Source organism: Weissella minor (assembly GCF_001437425.1).
Classification (GTDB): Bacteria; Bacillota; Bacilli; order Lactobacillales; family Lactobacillaceae; genus Weissella; species Weissella minor.
Map to the genome: position 1 here is coordinate 239,930 of NZ_JQCD01000024.1, position 17,907 is coordinate 257,836.

Annotated in this window: 16 protein-coding genes; 12 read left to right on the top strand and 4 right to left on the bottom strand. The window is 38.4% G+C overall.

The annotated features are described in order from the left end of the window. Positions 1-32: 32 nt before the first annotated feature. Genes IV67_RS04650 through IV67_RS04660 form a run of 3 tightly spaced genes read right to left on the bottom strand, consistent with a single transcriptional unit; the run spans position 33 to position 2,312 of the window. On the bottom strand, positions 33-707 hold the full coding sequence (locus IV67_RS04650) for an ABC transporter ATP-binding protein (protein WP_057787605.1): 675 nt from the start codon (positions 705-707) through the stop codon (positions 33-35). 2 nt (positions 708-709) lie between these two features. Continuing rightward, positions 710-1,771 carry an ABC transporter permease gene (locus IV67_RS04655; protein ID WP_057787607.1) on the bottom strand — a complete coding sequence of 354 codons (1,062 nt, stop codon included), beginning with the start codon at positions 1,769-1,771 and terminating at the stop codon, positions 710-712. Further along, a complete protein-coding gene (locus IV67_RS04660) occupies positions 1,752-2,312 on the bottom strand; it encodes a TetR/AcrR family transcriptional regulator (protein WP_057787609.1) in 561 nt (186 codons plus the stop codon). Before IV67_RS04660 ends, IV67_RS04655 begins: the two co-directional genes overlap by 20 nt. Positions 2,313-2,451: 139 nt before the next feature. Between IV67_RS04660 and IV67_RS04665 the strand changes: the two genes are divergently transcribed. From IV67_RS04665 to IV67_RS04700, 8 genes are all read left to right on the top strand, one after another. Then, positions 2,452-3,396 (top strand): ATP-binding cassette domain-containing protein, encoded by a 945-nt coding sequence (locus IV67_RS04665; protein WP_057787610.1) that lies wholly within the window; start codon positions 2,452-2,454, stop codon positions 3,394-3,396. A gap of 10 nt (positions 3,397-3,406) precedes the next feature. Further along, positions 3,407-4,918, top strand: a complete 1,512-nt coding sequence (locus IV67_RS04670) for an ABC transporter permease/substrate-binding protein (protein ID WP_057787612.1) — start codon at positions 3,407-3,409, stop codon at positions 4,916-4,918. Between the two features lie 294 nt (positions 4,919-5,212). Further along, positions 5,213-5,407 carry a DUF2273 domain-containing protein gene (locus IV67_RS04675; protein WP_057787614.1) on the top strand — a complete coding sequence of 65 codons (195 nt, stop codon included), beginning with the start codon at positions 5,213-5,215 and terminating at the stop codon, positions 5,405-5,407. 30 nt (positions 5,408-5,437) lie between these two features. Beyond that, positions 5,438-5,920 (top strand): Asp23/Gls24 family envelope stress response protein, encoded by a 483-nt coding sequence (locus IV67_RS04680; protein ID WP_057787616.1) that lies wholly within the window; start codon positions 5,438-5,440, stop codon positions 5,918-5,920. Between the two features lie 86 nt (positions 5,921-6,006). Beyond that, a complete protein-coding gene (locus tag IV67_RS04685) occupies positions 6,007-7,347 on the top strand; it encodes a dihydrolipoyl dehydrogenase family protein (protein WP_057787618.1) in 1,341 nt (446 codons plus the stop codon). Positions 7,348-7,428: 81 nt separating this feature from the next. Further along, a complete protein-coding gene (gene map, locus IV67_RS04690) occupies positions 7,429-8,220 on the top strand; it encodes a type I methionyl aminopeptidase (RefSeq protein ID WP_057787620.1) in 792 nt (263 codons plus the stop codon). A gap of 171 nt (positions 8,221-8,391) precedes the next feature. Beyond that, a complete protein-coding gene (ade, locus tag IV67_RS04695) occupies positions 8,392-10,035 on the top strand; it encodes an adenine deaminase (protein WP_057787622.1) in 1,644 nt (547 codons plus the stop codon). 9 nt (positions 10,036-10,044) lie between these two features. Further along, positions 10,045-10,224, top strand: coding sequence for a hypothetical protein (locus tag IV67_RS04700; protein ID WP_057787624.1), 180 nt, complete (start codon positions 10,045-10,047; stop codon positions 10,222-10,224). Positions 10,225-10,328: 104 nt separating this feature from the next. On the opposite strand, the gene IV67_RS04705 is transcribed toward IV67_RS04700, so the two are convergent. Next, positions 10,329-12,284 carry a hypothetical protein gene (locus IV67_RS04705; RefSeq protein WP_057787626.1) on the bottom strand — a complete coding sequence of 652 codons (1,956 nt, stop codon included), beginning with the start codon at positions 12,282-12,284 and terminating at the stop codon, positions 10,329-10,331. A 248-nt stretch (positions 12,285-12,532) separates the two neighbouring features. Between IV67_RS04705 and IV67_RS04710 the strand changes: the two genes are divergently transcribed. From IV67_RS04710 to IV67_RS04725, 4 genes are all read left to right on the top strand, one after another. Further along, positions 12,533-14,488 (top strand): ABC transporter ATP-binding protein/permease, encoded by a 1,956-nt coding sequence (locus IV67_RS04710; protein ID WP_057787628.1) that lies wholly within the window; start codon positions 12,533-12,535, stop codon positions 14,486-14,488. A 222-nt stretch (positions 14,489-14,710) separates the two neighbouring features. Then, the gene (abc-f, locus tag IV67_RS04715; protein ID WP_057787630.1) at positions 14,711-16,210 is read left to right on the top strand and encodes a ribosomal protection-like ABC-F family protein; all 1,500 of its coding nucleotides are present in this window, start codon (positions 14,711-14,713) and stop codon (positions 16,208-16,210) included. A gap of 166 nt (positions 16,211-16,376) precedes the next feature. Then, complete coding sequence (locus IV67_RS04720) at positions 16,377-17,039, top strand: hypothetical protein (RefSeq protein WP_057787632.1); 663 nt, start codon at positions 16,377-16,379, stop codon at positions 17,037-17,039. Position 17,040: 1 nt separating this feature from the next. Then, on the top strand, positions 17,041-17,892 hold the full coding sequence (locus IV67_RS04725; RefSeq protein ID WP_057787635.1) for an ABC transporter ATP-binding protein: 852 nt from the start codon (positions 17,041-17,043) through the stop codon (positions 17,890-17,892). Positions 17,893-17,907: the final 15 nt, after the last annotated feature.

Here is a 17,907-nt window from a genome sequence, read left to right on the forward strand (position 1 = left end):
CTGTTCAGAAATTGAACAGAGTTCTTTTTTATTTATTGGACTTGAGTGATACGACCATCAACGAGTTCGTAGATATGATCGGCGTATTCCTTTAAACGGACATCATGTGTCACTGTTACAACGGCACGTTGCTGCTTTTTAGCGATATCTTGGAATAATTGACCAACTTGCATCACACGATCACTATCAAGTGCAGCCGTGGGTTCATCGGCAAGTAAAACACTTGGATTTGCATACAGGGCGCGAGCAATTGCCACACGTTGTGCTTGTCCACCAGATAATTCTTTAGGATATTGATACATTAAATCTTGAATCCCTAATTCAGCAATAACTGATTCAAAATCATCTTTGCTGATATTATCCTTGGGCTTTACTTGGTCAACTAATGTAAATTGGTCGGCCACGGTTAGATAGGGGACCAAATTGTAAGATTGTAAAACGAAGCCAATTTCATTCAAACGTAAGTTTTCGCGTTTTTTCTTTGAAAGGTCTTGAATGTTTTGGTTATTGATTTGAACTTGACCACTCGTGGGTGTTTGTAAACCACCTAAAATCGTTAAGAGCGTGCTTTTACCAGAACCTGATGGACCTAGAATCAAATTAAATTCGCCGGCGGCAGTTGAAAAATTAATATCTTGTAAGGCATGGACTTTATTTTGACCACTACCAAAAGTTTTTTCAATATTATTTAAGGTGAGTGTTGTCATAATTAGCCTCCGATGACCGTAACAGGGTCAATTTTTGAAATGATACGCATGGGAATGAGGGCACCAAGTAATCCAGTGATAAGCATCCCCACAGCAATGAGACTCATAAGTGGAATATCAAAATAAACAGGAACAGCATCAGGAATGAAAAAGGCTGTTAATGTTGTTAATCCAGCACCGATGGCGACAGAGATAACCATAATCAGTAGCGTTTCATTAAACGTATTCAAAATTAAATAACGGTTAGGGATGCCTTGCGCACGTAGTACCGCTAGATTAGGTAATTTTTGAATCGTCAGGATATATAGGAAAATTGTGACGACAATCAATGAGATGAGAATCAAGAAACTAATCATAAACGTGAACGTTAGAATTTGGGCCTGATAACCGGGCAAATTATTCATGTAATCTTTTAAATTATAAGCCTTGAGTTGATCTGATGCTGCTTTTAATTGCGTGTCGTTTTTAGAAATAATCCCACTGGCTTTAAATTGATCGGTGACGCCTTTAATTGGCGCCCAATTATCTAGGTTTCCATAAACAACGGGGGCCATGTTGTAAAGCGCATCGTCGGTAATCCCAACAACTTTGTAGCTTGTATCGTCGAGCCCAATTTTGATTTTGTCGTTGAGTTTAAAGTTATCTAGTGTGTCAGCGATAATGACTTCGTGATTGTTTTTAGGCAGATGCCCAGACGAAAGTTTGAGATCTTGATAGATATAATCTTGATCGCGTAAACCAATATATTGGACAGAATCACGACTTGCATCACCATCTGCTTTGACATTAGCTGGTGTAATCCCGACCAAAGCCTCTGATTTGGTCAAATTTTGCTTATCAATATCGCTTTTTTGCATGAGTGATTGTCCCATATTTCCATTCGCATCTTTTGTCATTAAAGCGCTTTGCGTATGCCATTTCTCAATGGCGGCCGTATTTTGATGGGCTAACCCTAAAGCTAGGGCACTAATGATAAAAATTAAAAAAGAAATGAGTCCAATGACCGCAATAATTAGACTGTAACGAACTTTATCATACTTAATTTCATTTATGGCTAAAAACATCAGCAGCCTCCTGTTCTGATAAACGTTGGCTTAATTGGGTGAGTGTTTCTAAAATGGCATCGTTGTTCTCTGGGTATGCAAAGCGTTCTTGCGTTAGACGATGTGTACTTACCATTGCTAGCCAGTTAGTGACATCTTGATTGGTTGACGCATCATTTAAGAAGGGGAGTGTCTGTGGATAGTGGTTAAATAATTCTGGATTATGCGCCCGTAAAATTCCTTCGTTAACTTGGAAATATTTATCCAAAAAATCATAATAAGGATTATTTGGTAAATCGTTAATAAAATCAATCGTTCCTTGGAAAGGATCGCGTGTATGCATGTGATGGACACTAATTAAAACTTCTTGCAGGCTCCAGGCATAGGCATCATATAAATCATCAAAGTAGGTGTAAAAAGATCCACGTGAAATGCCGGCCTTCTTAACGATGCGGGCGACTTGCGCTTGATCTAAACTATATTCTGAAAATTCCTCAATCAAGGTCTCTTTTAAAAATTGTCTTTTTTCGGGCTTTAAATTACTAAAAGTAGCTGATACCATCTTTTTTCTCCTTTAATTAACTGCTATTAACTATTATTTTGGACTTGAACTGACAACGTGTCAATGCTGTTTTTGCACTTCCTAAAAATTAGGATATAATAGGTTATAAATTTTTTTTTATGAATAGGGGGCAGATGACATGACTGCGAATAAACATGAAGATAAAAATGCTGTAAAGCTACATCATGTTAAGAAGACATATGACCAGGAAGTGGTTGTAAAAGATTTATCGTTAGCTGTTGACGTGGGTGAATTTTTCGTCCTTGTTGGTGCTAGCGGTAGTGGTAAAACCACAACATTAAAGATGATTAATCGGCTTGTTCAACCTGAATCAGGACAAGTTTTTGTACAAGGTACTGATATCGCCCAGCAACCATTGAATGATTTAAGACATCGGATTGGGTATGTTTTGCAAAGTAGTGCTTTATTTCCGAATATGACGGTTTTTGAAAATGCAGCTGTAACTTTAAATGCAGTTGGTGTTTCCAATAAACAGGCGCAGCAACGGATTGAAACGTTGTTAACGGAAGTCGGATTAGATCCAGAACGTTATCTTAATCGTTATCCAGATGCACTTTCAGGTGGCGAAAAGCAGCGGGTTGGGATTGTCAGAGCATTAGCTGCTGAACCAGATTTAATTTTGATGGATGAACCCTTCAGTGCGCTAGATCCCATTTCTCGTAAACAATTGCAAAACTTAATCAGTGAAATTCATCAACGTTATCAAACAACAATTATTTTTGTGACGCATGATATGAATGAGGCTTTGCGTTTAGGTGACCGGATTGCTGTGATGCATGCCGGCGAGTTATTGCAAGTAGGTCGTCCTGAACAAATCGTGCAACATCCAGCAAATTCCGAAGTACGTGCGCTCTTTGAAGGGCAAACAAATGCCGCATCGATTGCTGATTTGGTTGCACAAGGTTACTATCAAGTTGAGCAGCAGGGTGAGTATCAAGCATTAGAGCTTGATGCCACTTTGTCAACGTTAGCGCAAATGCTGGTTACGGACTCAGCTGTATTAGTGGATCGACAGTATTTAATTACCGTCGATGATTATTTGCGTTATATGGCGCAAAATTAAGGTGGTCAACATGCTAAAACTCTTACAAGAGCAACAACAAACGATTATTTCAGCACTCGGGCACCATATCTTTTTATCAATTATTTCAGTCAGTATTGCCGCGCTTATTGCCATTCCACTTGCCATTTTATTGATGAATCATCGGCGTATCGGAGAAATCATGTTGCAAGTCACTGGGATCGTCCAAACAATCCCCAGTCTAGCGATTCTGGGGCTCTTAATTCCTTTTGTTGGGATTGGCACGGTTCCAGCGGTTATTGCCTTAGTCCTATATGCGTTAATGCCAATTTTTCAAAATACTTATGCAGGATTGACTCAAATTGATTCAGAATTACTAGAGGCTTCAGAAGCCTTTGGATTAAGTTGGTCGTATAAGTTATTTAAAATTCGATTGCCTTTGGCCTTACCTTTGATTTTTTCAGGATTAAGAATTGCAATGGTTATGGTGATTGGAACCGCAACTTTGGCGGCATTAATCGGTGGTGGCGGTTTAGGGACTTTTATCATGCAAGGTATTCAGAATAACGACAACCAACAATTGTTGATTGGCGCGACGCTTTCTGCTTTGTTAGCCATCATTTTTTCAATTTGTTTGCAGGCTTTAAGCCACTTGTCCGTGAAAAAATTAACAGTTGGCTTGGTGACATTCTTAACCCTAGGCATCGGTTTAATGGGTTATCAGTTTTATCAAACCCAACAAAATAATAAAATTGTGATAGCTGGAAAATTGGGAAGTGAACCCGAAATTTTGATGAATATGTATCAAGAATTGATTCAAGCCGATCATCCAGAGATTGAGGTTGAATTAAAGCCGAATTTTGGAAATACAAGCTTCTTATATCGCGCTTTGCAAAATGACCAGGTCGATGTGTATCCAGAATTTACAGGAACCGTGTTACAAAATTTATATCCACAAAAATTGAAGAGTCATGAACCTGCTGAGGTTTATACACAAGCCAAACAAGTGCTACAAGCAAAAGATGGCTTTACTTACTTAGAACCAATGGCGTATGAAAATCGCTATGCACTAGCAGTCGACCAAGAAACTGCAAAGACTTATCATTTGAAGACTATTTCGGATTTGGCAAAGGTAAGTTCTGAACTATCGGCTGCCTTTGATAATGATTTTTATACACAGGCTGATGGATTTGGGGGATTGAAGCAAGCATATGGATTAGATTTGAAGGATATTAAACGAGTTGAACCAAGTCTACGATATGAAGCACTAAAGAATAATCAAGTGCAAGTGACGGACGTTTATACGACGGATCCGCAGATTAAAGCGCAGCATTTAGTGGTCTTAACGGACGATAAACAATTTTTCCCACCATACCAAGGTGCACCACTCCTTAATGCACGTGTGATGCAGACCCACCCTGAAATTGTCGCTAGCTTAAACAAATTAGCAGGTAAAATTAGTGCTGAAGACATGGTCGATATGAATTATCAGGTGACAATTGAGCATAAAAAGGCGCATACCGTTGCTAAAAACTATCTCAAAGAAAAAAAGTTGTTACCTTAATCACAAAACAGTGAATTTAAATTGAAATATATTTAATTTTAATGTAATATATTTTCTGGGAGGAGATGTTTTTGGCAAGTGATGCAGAAATTATTTTTTCATACATGCTTCAATTTATTGCGACTATGAATGTTTACGGATTTTTATAATCTTTTTGATAAGTAATCAAGTTTTGATGGATAGTGTTCTAAATGACAGCATTTATTATGGTTCCATGAAAAATCTTGTTAAGCAATAAACAAACATCCCAAGCAGAAGCATTAAAAATACCTTGATGTAAAGGAGTAATTGGATATGGATGCACTTAAGTCAATTTGGGCCGCTTATAAAGGACCGATTATTGGTGGTGGGGCCGGTTTTGTTATCGCCTTACTATTAATCCAGTTCGGATTTTTTAAGACCCTATTAATTGCAATTTTATCGGCTGTTGGTGTTGGGATTGGAACTTATCTTCAACGTACTGGCTATCTAGGCAATCAACGTAATTAATAAGCACAAAATTATTTGGAGGAAATTATAATGGCAAATACAGAAGTTAAAGAAGCAACTGGTAAGTTATCTTTTGATGACAAAGTCATTCAAAAGATTGTGGGCATTTCATTAAATCAAATTGATGGATTACTAACAGTTAATGGTGGTTTTTTCTCAAATATGGCAAAAAGCATTGTTAATACTGACGACGTAACCGCAGGTATTAATACTGAAGTTGGCCAAAAGCAAGTTGCGATTGATATGCAAATTGTCGTGGAATACGGTAAGGATATCCATGCTTTGTTTAAGGAAATGAAGCAATTAGTTACCAAAGAAGTAAAGTCAATGACAGGACTTGATGTTGTTGAATTCAACGTTGATGTGATTGATATTAAGTCACGCGCTGAATATGAAGCGGATAGCGAATCATTACAAGATAAGGTATCAAGTTCATTCAAAAAGAGTGATGATGACACGCAAGAAGAGGCCACTACGCAAGAAGTCGCTAAGCCTAAGGCACGTGTTCAATAAAAATAAACTGAATTAACCCACAATGAAGGTTCATTGTGGGTTTTTGTATAAAAGAGTAAGCATGACGATGATAAGGAGCGTGAAGCATGACAAATGAATTTGATGTGGTCTATATTGGAAGTGGTCAAGCAACGTGGAATGGGGCGGTACCATTAGCCAAAAAAGGATTTAAATTAGCAGTCGTTGAAGAAGCATTATTTGGTGGGGTTTGTTCAAATTATGGGTGTAACGCAAAAATTGTGTTGGACCATCCAGTGGAGTTAAGTCGCCAAATTGAGGCGATGCAACAACGTGGCGTTGAAGGGTCTATTGATATTAATTGGCGCGATTTAATGGCCCATAAGCATGAATTAATTGATCCCCAATCAATGCATAACGAGCATCGCTTAACAAATGAAGGCATTCAAGTGTACAAAGGTCATGGCACGTTTGTTGATGCACACACGGTTATGGTTAATGATGAAAGAATTACTGCGGATAAATTTGTGATTGCGACTGGCCAACGACCTCATCGTTTGACTTTTACTGGTGATGAACTGGTGCATGATTCAACAGATTTCTTGTCATTACCTGATATGCCAGAACATGTGACGATTTTAGGTGGAGGCTATATTGCGCTTGAATTTGCCACAATTGCAAATGCAGTGGGCGCAAAAGTGGATATTATTACGCGTTCTGGTAACTATTTACGTGGCTTCCCGCAAGAATACGTAAATTTGGTTGTTGCTGATTTAAAGGCACGCGGTGTTCGCTTTATTCCAAGTCAAAGTGTGACCGCAGTTGAGAAAATGGCTGATTCAGATCAATTACGGGTTAAGGGACAAAATGGACTGGAGCTTGTAACCGATTATGTTTTGGATGCGACGGGACGTCAACCAAATCATGATCAGCTGAATTTAGATGCAGTTGGGGTAGCGACGACGGATAAAGGAATTCCGGTTAATGAGTATTTGCAAACAAATGTTGAAAATATTTATGCGGCGGGAGATATTGTTGACCACGCCTTACCTAAAACGACACCTGTTGCAGCCTTTGATTCACGTTATCTTTGTGCACGCTTTGCAGGCGAGACAACTGAACCAATTGATTATCCAGCCATTTCAACAGTTGTCTTTACTTCACCAAGAATTGCTCAAGTTGGCGTAACTGTTAATGAAGCATTAGCCCAACCGGACCGTTATACGCTACAAAAAGTGGACTTTCAAAGTGATTGGTTCCGTCAGGTTGGTAATGAAACGAGTGCCTATATGACCCTTATCTTTGATCAAGAAGATGTCTTAGTGGGTGCAGCAGAAATGAGTCATCAAGCTGTTAATAGTATTAATACTTTTGTGCCAATCATTGAATTAGGTTTGAAGCGTCATGAGTTACAACGCTTCATTTACTTGTTCCCATCAATTGAATACACGGGGCAACGTCGCCTATAAACTGATGGATACGTGTGGTTTCCTACACCAATCAAAGTGTGGTATAACTATTAGGTAGAATAATAGTTTGGAGAATATAAAATGATTACAATTAAGTCACCCCGTGAAATTGAGGGGATGCAAAAGTCTGGTGAATTGTTGGCTAATATGCATATTGCCTTGCGTGATTACATCAAAGCTGGTCTTTCAACAATGGATATTGAAAACTTCTGTCGTAAGTACATTGAAGACCGTGGTGGTCGTCCGGCGGAACTGGGGTTTGAAGGTTATAAGTATGCAACATGTGTCGCTGTTAACGAAGAAGTGGCCCATGCCGTTCCAAGTAAAAAGCGCATTTTGAAGAATGGTGATCTAGTGAAAGTTGATACAGTGATTGACTTAGATGGTTATTATTCTGATTCAGCTTGGGCTTATGCCATTGGCGATGTAACGCCTGAAGTACAAAATTTGATGGATGTTACCCACGAAGCGCTTTATCGTGGAATTGACCAAGCGCAAGTTGGTAATCGTATTGGTGATATTGGAAATGCCATTCAAAGTTACATTGATACGACAGGTTATGGTAACGTTCGTGACTACATTGGTCATGGTATTCAACCAACGATGCATGAAGATCCGGCAGTACCACATTATGGTGTGGCTGGACACGGAACGCGTTTGAAAGAAGGGATGACAATTACCATTGAACCAATGATTAATATGGGGACATGGGAAGTTAACCCACCACGTGCTGATGATGGTTGGACTGTCGAAACAGCAGATGGTTCATGGTCATGTCAATATGAGCATACTTTGGTGATTACCAAGGATGGTCCTAAGATTTTGACAAGTCAAGATCCTGATTTTGATGCTAAATATCGATTGAATAAATAATGAAAAGACCGCGCTAAGCGGTCTTTTTATTTTACAATAAAGCAAACAAATAAAGGTTAGCAGTGCCAAATATGATTAAAAACAGAACAATCTCTAGAAATGTTTTGATTTTGTTCCTTTTTTGGTTTATAGTATGTACAAATTACATTGCCAAATCTGAAAGGAAAACATATGCTGCACATTGTTAACGCACACATTCTTAATGTTTTTAACCAAACATTTGAAAAAACCGAACTTTGGATTGAATCAGGAAAAATTTACCTGCGTGGTACCAGTTCCGAATTGGTCGCTGATGAAACATATGATGCCAAGGGCCAATATCTTGTTCCAGGACTAATCGATGCCCACATGCATATTGAAAGTAGTCTGTTACGTCCGGCTGAACTTGGACGTGTCTTAGCAGCGCATGGCGTAACAAGTGCCGTCGCCGACCCACACGAATTAGCCAGCGTTTCGGGGACCCAAGGATTAGATTATATGTTGGCAGATGCGCGGAAATCACCCGTCCGTTTTTCATTCATGTTGCCTTCCTCTGTCCCCGCAACAGCATTTGAACATGCAGGCGCCATTTTGCAGGCACAGGATTTAGAACCATTTTATGCGCAACCTGAAGTAAATGGTTTAGCTGAAGTGATGGATTATCCAGCCGTGATGAATGGTGATCCAGACATGTTGCGTAAGATTTCTGATGCAAAAAAACATGGTAAACATGTGGACGGGCATGCTGCTGGTCTAACGCGAGAACAATTAGCAGTGTATCGGAAGTATGGCATTACAACAGATCATGAGGCCACGAGTGTTCAAGAAGCGCAAGCACGTTTAGATGCAGGCATGTCGGTCTTAATTCGACAGGGTACGGTTGAAGCGGACGAATTGGCACTATTACCAGCAGTGAATACCACGAACCAGCAGGCATTTAGTTTTGCAACTGATGATAAAAGTGTCAATGATCTTGTGGAACATGGTTCGATTGATGAAAGTGTACAGATGGCAATTGCGGCAGGTTTGTCACCAGAACAAGCTTATAGCATGGCTAGCTATCATGCCGCATTAGCTGAGCGATTAACAGATATTGGTGCATTAACAGATGGTTATTATGCTGACTTGGTAGTACTCCAAGATAAAAATCATTTCAAACCCCAACACGTTATGATTAATGGTGCTTGGGTGGATGAACAACCAGTGGAAACAGCCGAACGTCATGATATGCCATTGAATTTCACTTTTAATCAGCATGACTTAGTCTTACCAATTCAGGCAAATCAAAAGGCCCATGTGATTAAAGTAATGCCACATCATATTACGACCGAACATGAAATCACAGAAGTGCCCACAAAAGATGACCAGTTTGTATCAGATGATGTGTATAATAAAATGGTCGTTATCGAACGATATCATGATTTGGGACATGCCTTAGGGATTATTAATGGTTTGGGATTGCGTAAAGGTGCGATTGGGCAGACCGTTGCTCATGATTCACATAATGTGATTATTGCTGGGGCAGATGATACGGCCATGCAGCTTGCGGCGGATACTTTACGTGACATGCAGGGCGGACAAGTGGTTGTTATTGATGAAAATCATATTGTTACCTTACCGCTTGAAATTGGTGGCTTGATGTCAAACCAACCCTATGAGCAAGTTTATGAACGGGTTCAAGCGTTGAAAAATGCGTTCCATGAAATTAGTGATATTAACTTTGATCCTTTCTTAACGCTTTCATTTATGGCCTTGCCAGTGATTCCAAGTTTGAAATTGACAGATCAAGGGTTGTTTGATTTTGAAAAATTTACGTTTATTGATTTAGTAGAATAGAGGTGCATGATGTCAGAATTTTTATTGGGGGCTTCAGTTCAAGTACAAGTTTCCGGATTAGAACAAACACCAGGTTTAATTGTGGGCTATGACCAGGGGACGGGGATGTATACAGTTCGTTTTGAAGGTGGTCAAACAGGAAACTATCACGCACACCAACTGAAAAATTGGTGTACTTGTGATATATAAAGTCATTGTTAAGCATTAAAATAGGTAAGTGCCATATAAGCTGGTGCTTGCCTTTTTGATTGCACTAAAAAACGCCATAATGTTAGATTATGGCGTTTTTCAAATTAATATAAGACTTTATAGATTAATGATGCATTTTTATTTGTATGTCCATGAATTTTAATCGGATCATTAGCTAAGTGATAATTTTCAGTAGAAACAATATCAAGTGGTTGTGGCTGATTCGTATCATTTACGATACGAAGTTCATATACACCGGCTGGAAGTTTACCTTCATAAATGTAATCAGCATCATGTTTGGTAAGTTTATAGCTTTGCTTGTGTTTTAAATTCTCAAATGTGACATCAATTTCTGAACTCGTGTGGACTTGGAGCGAAATCTTATTAGCAGTTCCATTTAATGTGATTCGTTGTGAAACGACACTGTTTGGATCGATATTTGTCATTTTTGCACCATATTGTGGTGATAATTGACTACGTTGGGCGGCAGCCACGTGTGTTGTTGGGAAGTGAACACTAATACTCTTAGCACCAATGATTAGACTAATCATCGCGATAGTCGGAAAGGCGACGGAATGCCAACGCTCATGCGAAGAGACATGTTTAAGGACGACTGGCGCAGGGACAGCTGCGACGGCGAACAGAACAAGCGGTAAGATAATTTGACCATAGCGTGGTTCAGTTTCCCAAACAAAGGTATGGAAGCCCATATAACCCAGAATCGTGATGACTGTAATGAGACTCACAACTTCAGCTTGTGTTTTAAATTCAGGCCGCCATGACCAGAGACGATAGATTAAGCAACCAAATAACAAAATCGTGGCAACTTGATACATTAGGCTGACACTAACATTGTAAAAACCACTGTGCTTTTGAACCCAGTGAGGTGCTTCGCGCAAGCCACCATTATAGTAATTTTGTGGATAGGCGGCATTTAAGAAGACTGCGAGTTTATTGAACCATTGTTTCATTAAGCCGATTGGGCCAAGATCTTTAATGCGCGTCACAATCAGCTTTTTTTGATCTTCAGTTCGTGCAGCTTTATCAGGTAGTTCGAGTTCTCGCGCAATGTCTTTACCATTGTACATCCCGGCTGTTTCTGGGTTTAGACCCATTGCCATCCATGACACACTAGGTAATTCATATTTCTCGTTTGTTTGATATTGCGTTTCATGAAAAATCGCTTGTTTAGCAGGAACGCTTAGGCCGAAACCAATAAAAATAAGTAGGGTTGGTAGAATCAGTTTAACGAATGTATGTTGTTTTTTAAGCATTAAAATTGCAAATACAATCAGAATGGCCGGAACCATGACAATGATATTTGGCTTGAGGAGTTGGGCGACTGTTGCAATGAATACAAGCAATAGGCCCATGAACCAACGTTTGTTGACTGAATAATCCGACCAGAAAAAGAAGATTCTAAAGATAATCAATAGCAGTAACAATGAAGGCAAATCAGAATAAAAGACTTGTAGAAAGTAGGTATATGCAAAAGGCGTTAACGCCATAAATGCCAGACCGCCTAACAGGATGCGACGATTTTGATGACTGATTTGATACATCGTTTTCAACATAAGACCAATGAATACGTCTAAAGTAAGCATTGATAGGATGTGCAGGGCTAAATTAGTCGTAATCCCAAATAATTGTGTGAATTTAAGCCACAGTGATAAGAAATAGGCAATGGATACATTATTGGGATAACGCCAGAAATAAGTACTTTGCCAGTCGCTAACACCATGACTTAAGGCATCCGCTTGTGATAGCACGCGATAAGGGTCATGATAAATAGTTACCGGAAGGAACCGCAAAATAAGGATTTGGATGACTACCATACCGATTAGTGTGATCATCACAATTAATCTAAGTTGTTTTTTTGAGAGCTGGTCAATCAAAGGTAATAAACTCCGAATGCCAATCCAAGTTAGGCCCGTTATTGCAAGAGTTACCCAGACGATATGCCTGTTTACAGTAAATGAACCAATTAAATTACTAATAATACCAATTGCTAATGCGAATACTAATAATCGCGCGAAAATTGAATGTTTGACAGTTTGCATAAGTCATTCCTTGTGTAATTTTTTGATAATTAAAATATATATTTTAAATACAGTATTGTATTGTAACAGTCTTTTGTAGATTTTGTAAATCATCCAAATAAAACTTTACTTTTGCCTTTAATAATTAGCTTAAAATGAGAGAACACAGGCTGATTGGCGTGTGCCTTTAATCTACACTTATGTTTAAGTGTTATAATACAACAATAATAAAAAATAATTATAAATGAATAAGAATGTGAGGGAGCATTATGGCTTTTATGACCCTAAGAGATATTAAGAAATCTTATTATCTTGGGACTGAAGAATTTCCAGTTTTAAAGGGAATTGATCTGGATTTTGAGTTGGGAGAATTTGTTTCAATTCTTGGAGAATCAGGTGGTGGAAAATCTACCTTGATGAATATTATTGGTGGCTTAGATCGTGAGTTTGACGGAACAGTGTCAATCAATGGGACGACTTTAGATCACAAAGCAGAACAGAGTCTCGATGAATATCGGCGAGCAACAATTGGCTACATCTATCAATCATACAATTTAATTAGTCATTTGTCAGTGCTAGATAACGTCCTAGTTTCATTAGATATGACAACGTTGTCGCGCTCAGAACGTGAAGAGCGTGCTAAGCAGTTATTGACTGAGGTTGGTTTGCAGGATCAAATTGAGAAGTTTCCGAACCAATTATCAGGTGGTCAAAAGCAACGTGTTGCGATTGCTCGTGCATTAGCAAAAGATCCAAAGATTATTATTGCTGATGAGCCGACTGGTGCTTTGGACTCAGAGAATACAAAAGAAGTGCTGGAAATTTTAAATAATATTGCGGCACAAGGTAAGTTAGTCATTGCGGTGACCCATTCACAGATTGTGGCTGAAGCCGGAACCCGAATTGTGCATCTTGCTGATGGAAAAATTGATGGTGATAATCGGATTAAGGATGCTTATCCTTTACCTGACAAAATGGAAGAGGTTGGGTCACAACCATTATCAGCCGTTGCAAGTTATGGGAATGCATTTAAGCATTTCAAGCATAGTTGGGGCCGGAATGCGTTAATTATTATTGGAACGGCCATTGGGTTATTTGCGGTCTTGTTGTTCGGTGGTCTTGGAAACGGGGTCAAAGATTATATCAATGACCAAGTAAATTCATTGGTCAATCCACGTTCTGTTAATGTCATGCGTTATAGTGATGATGATGCTGATCCAACGGCGCAATTCACAAACCCGCAATACATTACAGATAATGAAGTGAACCGTCTATCAAAGGTGAAAAACTCTGGAACGGTTGAACCAGGTATTCAACTTTCAAGTGTTAAAACTGATGGTGTGACTTCAAAGCAAGTGACAATGTCACAAGTGCAATCATGGACGAGCGCGATTACAGACGACAGCCTAAAGGCTGGTTCAAAGCCTAAGGCCGGTGAGATTGTTGTCGACAAAAATACAGTTGCAAAGAAGTATAGCGACAAAAATTGGAAGTCGATTGTTGGTAAAGAAGTGACTTTGAATTACACGGGAATGAACGATAAAGGTGTTCCGGTTGTCGTAAAGGAAAAACTAAAGGTTTCAGGTGTGATTGAATCAACAGCTGGTGCGAATAATTTAGTTAATTATCAAACAACCAAGCAAGCATTATCTAAGGCCGGCGCTGTATCAGATGCGAACTTTGTTTCGATGATGGTTAAGGATCGTGATGATGTTAATCAAGTGCAAAAAGATGTGCAAGCATTAAAGGATAATAAGGGTGAACGTCTATTTACAGCCATGACGGTTGGGTCAATGCTAGGTCAAATTAACACGATTGTTGACTTAGCGACTTATGTTTTGTCATTGATTGCCGCCATTTCATTGATTGTTTCTGCATTGATGATTATCGTAACGATGTATATGTCAGTGTCAGAGCGTACCAAGGAAATTGGAATCTTACGTGCTTTGGGTGAATCAAAGAAGGATATTCGTCGTTTGTTCACGAGTGAATCATTGATGATTGGACTTTCAGCAGCTGGATTGGCGATTGTCCTTGGATATGGATTAGGGGCCCTTGTAAACTCTGCTTTGTACAAGGTCGCAAGCTTTAATATGGTCCAGATTCATCCGTCAAACGTGATTACAGTCATTGTTTTGGCAATCATTATTTCGTTCTTGGCAGCATTGCTACCAGCACGACGGGCTTCAAAGTTGAACCCAATTGATGCTTTGTCAGCAGATTAATGCTTGCATTATATTTTAGGGTAAGCTACAATACAAATAATTTATAACAAGTGAGGTAATGTCCATTGAAGAATTAAGCTAATATTTCAAAATTTGTAATCCCTCTTTGAGGGGTGGTCTATGCAATTTTGAGGATTAGTGATTCTTTATTGGCGGCATTGTACGCTCAAATGAAGGCACCAGTCTGTTTAATTGCAGACTGGTGTTTTTTTTGGAGGTTATATGTCGAAAATAGAAATTAAAAACATGTCGTTTGGGTATGCGGGCCAAACGCTTTTATTTGAAAATGTTAGTATTAATTTGGATACAGATTGGCGTTTAGGCCTAGTAGGACGTAATGGCCGTGGTAAAACAACACTCTTGGATTTAATGAGTGGGGCCATTGAGCCTAAGTCGGGTAAAATGACGCTTCATGAACCCGTTCATTATTTTCCAAAAATGATTGAAAATGAAAATCAATTTGTTAATGATATTGTGTTGGCGTATGTTGATGCGACGGATTTATGGCGTGTTGAACGCGAATTGTCATTATTGGGGATGCAAGCAGATGACTTTATGTGGCGCATATTCGCATCATTATCAGGGGGAGAACAGACCAAAGTCTTGTTAGCAATTGCCTTTGCGGATGATAAACAGTATGTGGTTTTGGATGAACCGACGAATCACTCAGATTTGGCAACACGGCAACAAATTGTTGGGTATTTAAACCAAAAAAAAGGGTATTTAGTTGTGAGTCATGATCGCTCATTTTTGAATCAAGTGACGGACCATACTTTATCAATTGAAAAAAGCCAATTACGCTTATATCAAGGCAATTTTGAGGTGTATGAAGACGAGAAAAATTTGCGGGACCAACGCGAAATTGACGAAAATGAAAAAATTAAGCATGATGTTAAACGGCTAACGGCTGTGGCAAATCAAAAAGCAATCTTTTCTAAAAGACGTGAAAGTACATTAACGGGAAATCCAAATCAATTTGGTAGTAAGGTTCATGAAGATAAGGGATTTGCCTCTGCGCGAGCAGCACGCGTGATGAAAAAAGCGAAGGAGGTTGAAAAGCGACGTGACGCAGAAATTACGCATAAAGAAACGCTCCTAAAGGATATTGAAACCACTAAGCAATTAAAATTGGTGGTAGAACAGTCACACCATCAAGTGAAAGTTAAAGCAAAAGACTTTACGTTGCAATATGGCGATCGGCCATTATTTAAACCTGTGTCATTTGAATTAAAGACGGGAGAAATTATTGCGATTACTGGACGGAATGGCGTTGGAAAGTCGTCGTTGCTGCATGCATTATTAGGTGATTTTAGGGGTGAGCAACTGGGAGATTTAAACTTGGCGCCCGTTAGTACGAGTGTTGTTCGCCAAGATACGCAGCGGTTGAACGGAACTTTAGCAGAATATGGTGAAGCCAATCAATTGGATTGGAGTCAATTTTTAAGTACTTTACGTAAACTTGGCTTTGATCGTGCGACATTTGATGTGCGTTTAGAAGATATGAGTCGGGGCCAGCAGAAGCGGGTCGAGTTAGCAAAGTCATTAGTGACCCCGGCAGAATTGTTTATTTGGGATGAACCCCTTAACTATTTGGATGTCTTTAATCAAGAACAACTCGAGCAGGTTATCCAAATGGTCCAACCGACTATGCTGATTATTGAGCATGATGCAACCTTCTTGGAAAACATTCATGCAGAGAACATCATTTTAGAAAGCTACTAAACAGTATTAAAGCCCTCGTTTGTCAGTTAGGTAAACGAGGGCTTTAATTTTTTCATATGTAGTAAGTATTATTTCATCAGGATAAAAATTTTTTAAAATCAATATATATACCTTTATGTTCTTTAGAAAATTTGTTTTAATAAAATTTATAAAAAAGGGGGGCAAAATGAAAGCATTATTTAAATTGGAATTACGTCAGGCATTTATCTCAAGGAATAGTTTAATCGTTTTTGCTATATTTATTGGACTTGCGTTTGTCTTTGGAAGATATGTGGACTTTTTAAGTCCGAGTGATTTATTGAATAGTTTATTTTTAATCTATTTATTTATTGGAATGATTGTTGCGAGTTCATTATTTTCAGGTATTATCTCAAATGAAATTGAAACGCAAACGATTCGTTATGTTGTTCCATATCAATCGAGAGGGCATATTCTGATTGTCAAATATGTTACAGTTTTAATCTATTTCTTTATTTTAATTGGAAGCTCAATTTTAACCGTACTTGCTTTAAGAAGAGATGCTTCAATTCCGGTACAATCATTATTGTTTATCATAGGAGCCTACATTTATAGTGCTAATTTAATTGTATTAATTTCGGTTTTATGTAAGACAGAAAAGAAAAGTATTATTAGTGCCATTTTGGTTAGTATCATGCTACCTACTTTTAGCATTATGAATATGTTGAAACCATCTATTATTTTCAAAGGACTAAATAAATTAACACCGTATGCGTATATTGATAAATCAAATGGTTTTTTGATCTTAATTGGTCTAGCTGTGTTTATGGGTGTGATAACCATTTTTGTGTTTAATCGAAAGGAAGTTTAGGATGATTGAATTAGAAAATGTATCAAAAAATTTTAAAGATAAACAAGTGATTAAACAGGTTAGTCTGGAAATTCAAAATGGTAAAATCACAACAATTGTTGGTGAAAATGGTGCTGGAAAATCAACAATTATTGGATTGATTTGTGGCTACTATTTTTTAACTTCAGGAAAAATTACTGGCAAACAAGTATCAGTTATGCCAGATGCGGACAATATGCCGATAAACATGACTGGACATAATTTTTTATCGTTTATGTGCGACCTTAAAGGGGCATCGATGCAGCAAGCGCTAGAATTATCTGCGGAATTGGGCATTGAGCAAGCTCTGAATAAAAAAATTAAGACCTACTCGTTTGGTATGAAGAAAAAATTGAGCTTTATTCAGGCATATGTAGGTGAATCATATGATGCGTACATTTTTGATGAGCCAACGTCGGGAGTTGATGTGCCATCTGCATATACGATGATGGCATTAATTCGAAAATTAAAGTCATCTAATCAAGCCGTTCTTTTGACGTCACATAATATGGACGAATTAGAACGGGTTGGTGATTATTTTTATATTTTAAAAGCAGGTTCAATTGCTCGTCAGGGGACATTAAAAGAAGTTACCGAGCTTGGATTAGCTAATAGAAGATATATGATTGATGTTTCGGTGGATATGAAAGAGCAATTAAAGCATTTCATGGAAAGTGCTGGTATTAAGATAGTTTCTGAGAATGAAAGTTATATAGAAATCGAAATTATGAATCATATGGATATATCTGAAATAATGAAACCATTACTCAATGCAGACATTACGATTAATGGTTTTTGGGAAGAGCGGAGCCATTTGGCAAATGTAGCATTTTAACACGGATATAAAGGA

Excerpts from the sequence above, each read along its gene's own strand:
- IV67_RS04710 (WP_057787628.1), top strand. The coding sequence starts at position 12,533 with ATGGCTTTTATGACCCTAAGAGATATTAAGAAATCTTATTATCTTGGG.
- IV67_RS04705 (WP_057787626.1), bottom strand. The coding sequence starts at position 12,284 with ATGCAAACTGTCAAACATTCAATTTTCGCGCGATTATTAGTATTCGCA.
- IV67_RS04680 (WP_057787616.1), top strand. The coding sequence starts at position 5,438 with ATGGCAAATACAGAAGTTAAAGAAGCAACTGGTAAGTTATCTTTTGAT.
- map (WP_057787620.1), top strand. The coding sequence starts at position 7,429 with ATGATTACAATTAAGTCACCCCGTGAAATTGAGGGGATGCAAAAGTCT.
- IV67_RS04685 (WP_057787618.1), top strand. The coding sequence starts at position 6,007 with ATGACAAATGAATTTGATGTGGTCTATATTGGAAGTGGTCAAGCAACG.
- IV67_RS04670 (WP_057787612.1), top strand. The coding sequence starts at position 3,407 with ATGCTAAAACTCTTACAAGAGCAACAACAAACGATTATTTCAGCACTC.
- IV67_RS04650 (WP_057787605.1), bottom strand. The coding sequence starts at position 707 with ATGACAACACTCACCTTAAATAATATTGAAAAAACTTTTGGTAGTGGT.
- IV67_RS04720 (WP_057787632.1), top strand. The coding sequence starts at position 16,377 with ATGAAAGCATTATTTAAATTGGAATTACGTCAGGCATTTATCTCAAGG.
- IV67_RS04665 (WP_057787610.1), top strand. The coding sequence starts at position 2,452 with ATGACTGCGAATAAACATGAAGATAAAAATGCTGTAAAGCTACATCAT.
- IV67_RS04725 (WP_057787635.1), top strand. The coding sequence starts at position 17,041 with ATGATTGAATTAGAAAATGTATCAAAAAATTTTAAAGATAAACAAGTG.
- IV67_RS04700 (WP_057787624.1), top strand. The coding sequence starts at position 10,045 with ATGTCAGAATTTTTATTGGGGGCTTCAGTTCAAGTACAAGTTTCCGGA.
- abc-f (WP_057787630.1), top strand. The coding sequence starts at position 14,711 with ATGTCGAAAATAGAAATTAAAAACATGTCGTTTGGGTATGCGGGCCAA.
- IV67_RS04675 (WP_057787614.1), top strand. The coding sequence starts at position 5,213 with ATGGATGCACTTAAGTCAATTTGGGCCGCTTATAAAGGACCGATTATT.
- ade (WP_057787622.1), top strand. The coding sequence starts at position 8,392 with ATGCTGCACATTGTTAACGCACACATTCTTAATGTTTTTAACCAAACA.
- IV67_RS04655 (WP_057787607.1), bottom strand. The coding sequence starts at position 1,771 with ATGTTTTTAGCCATAAATGAAATTAAGTATGATAAAGTTCGTTACAGT.
- IV67_RS04660 (WP_057787609.1), bottom strand. The coding sequence starts at position 2,312 with ATGGTATCAGCTACTTTTAGTAATTTAAAGCCCGAAAAAAGACAATTT.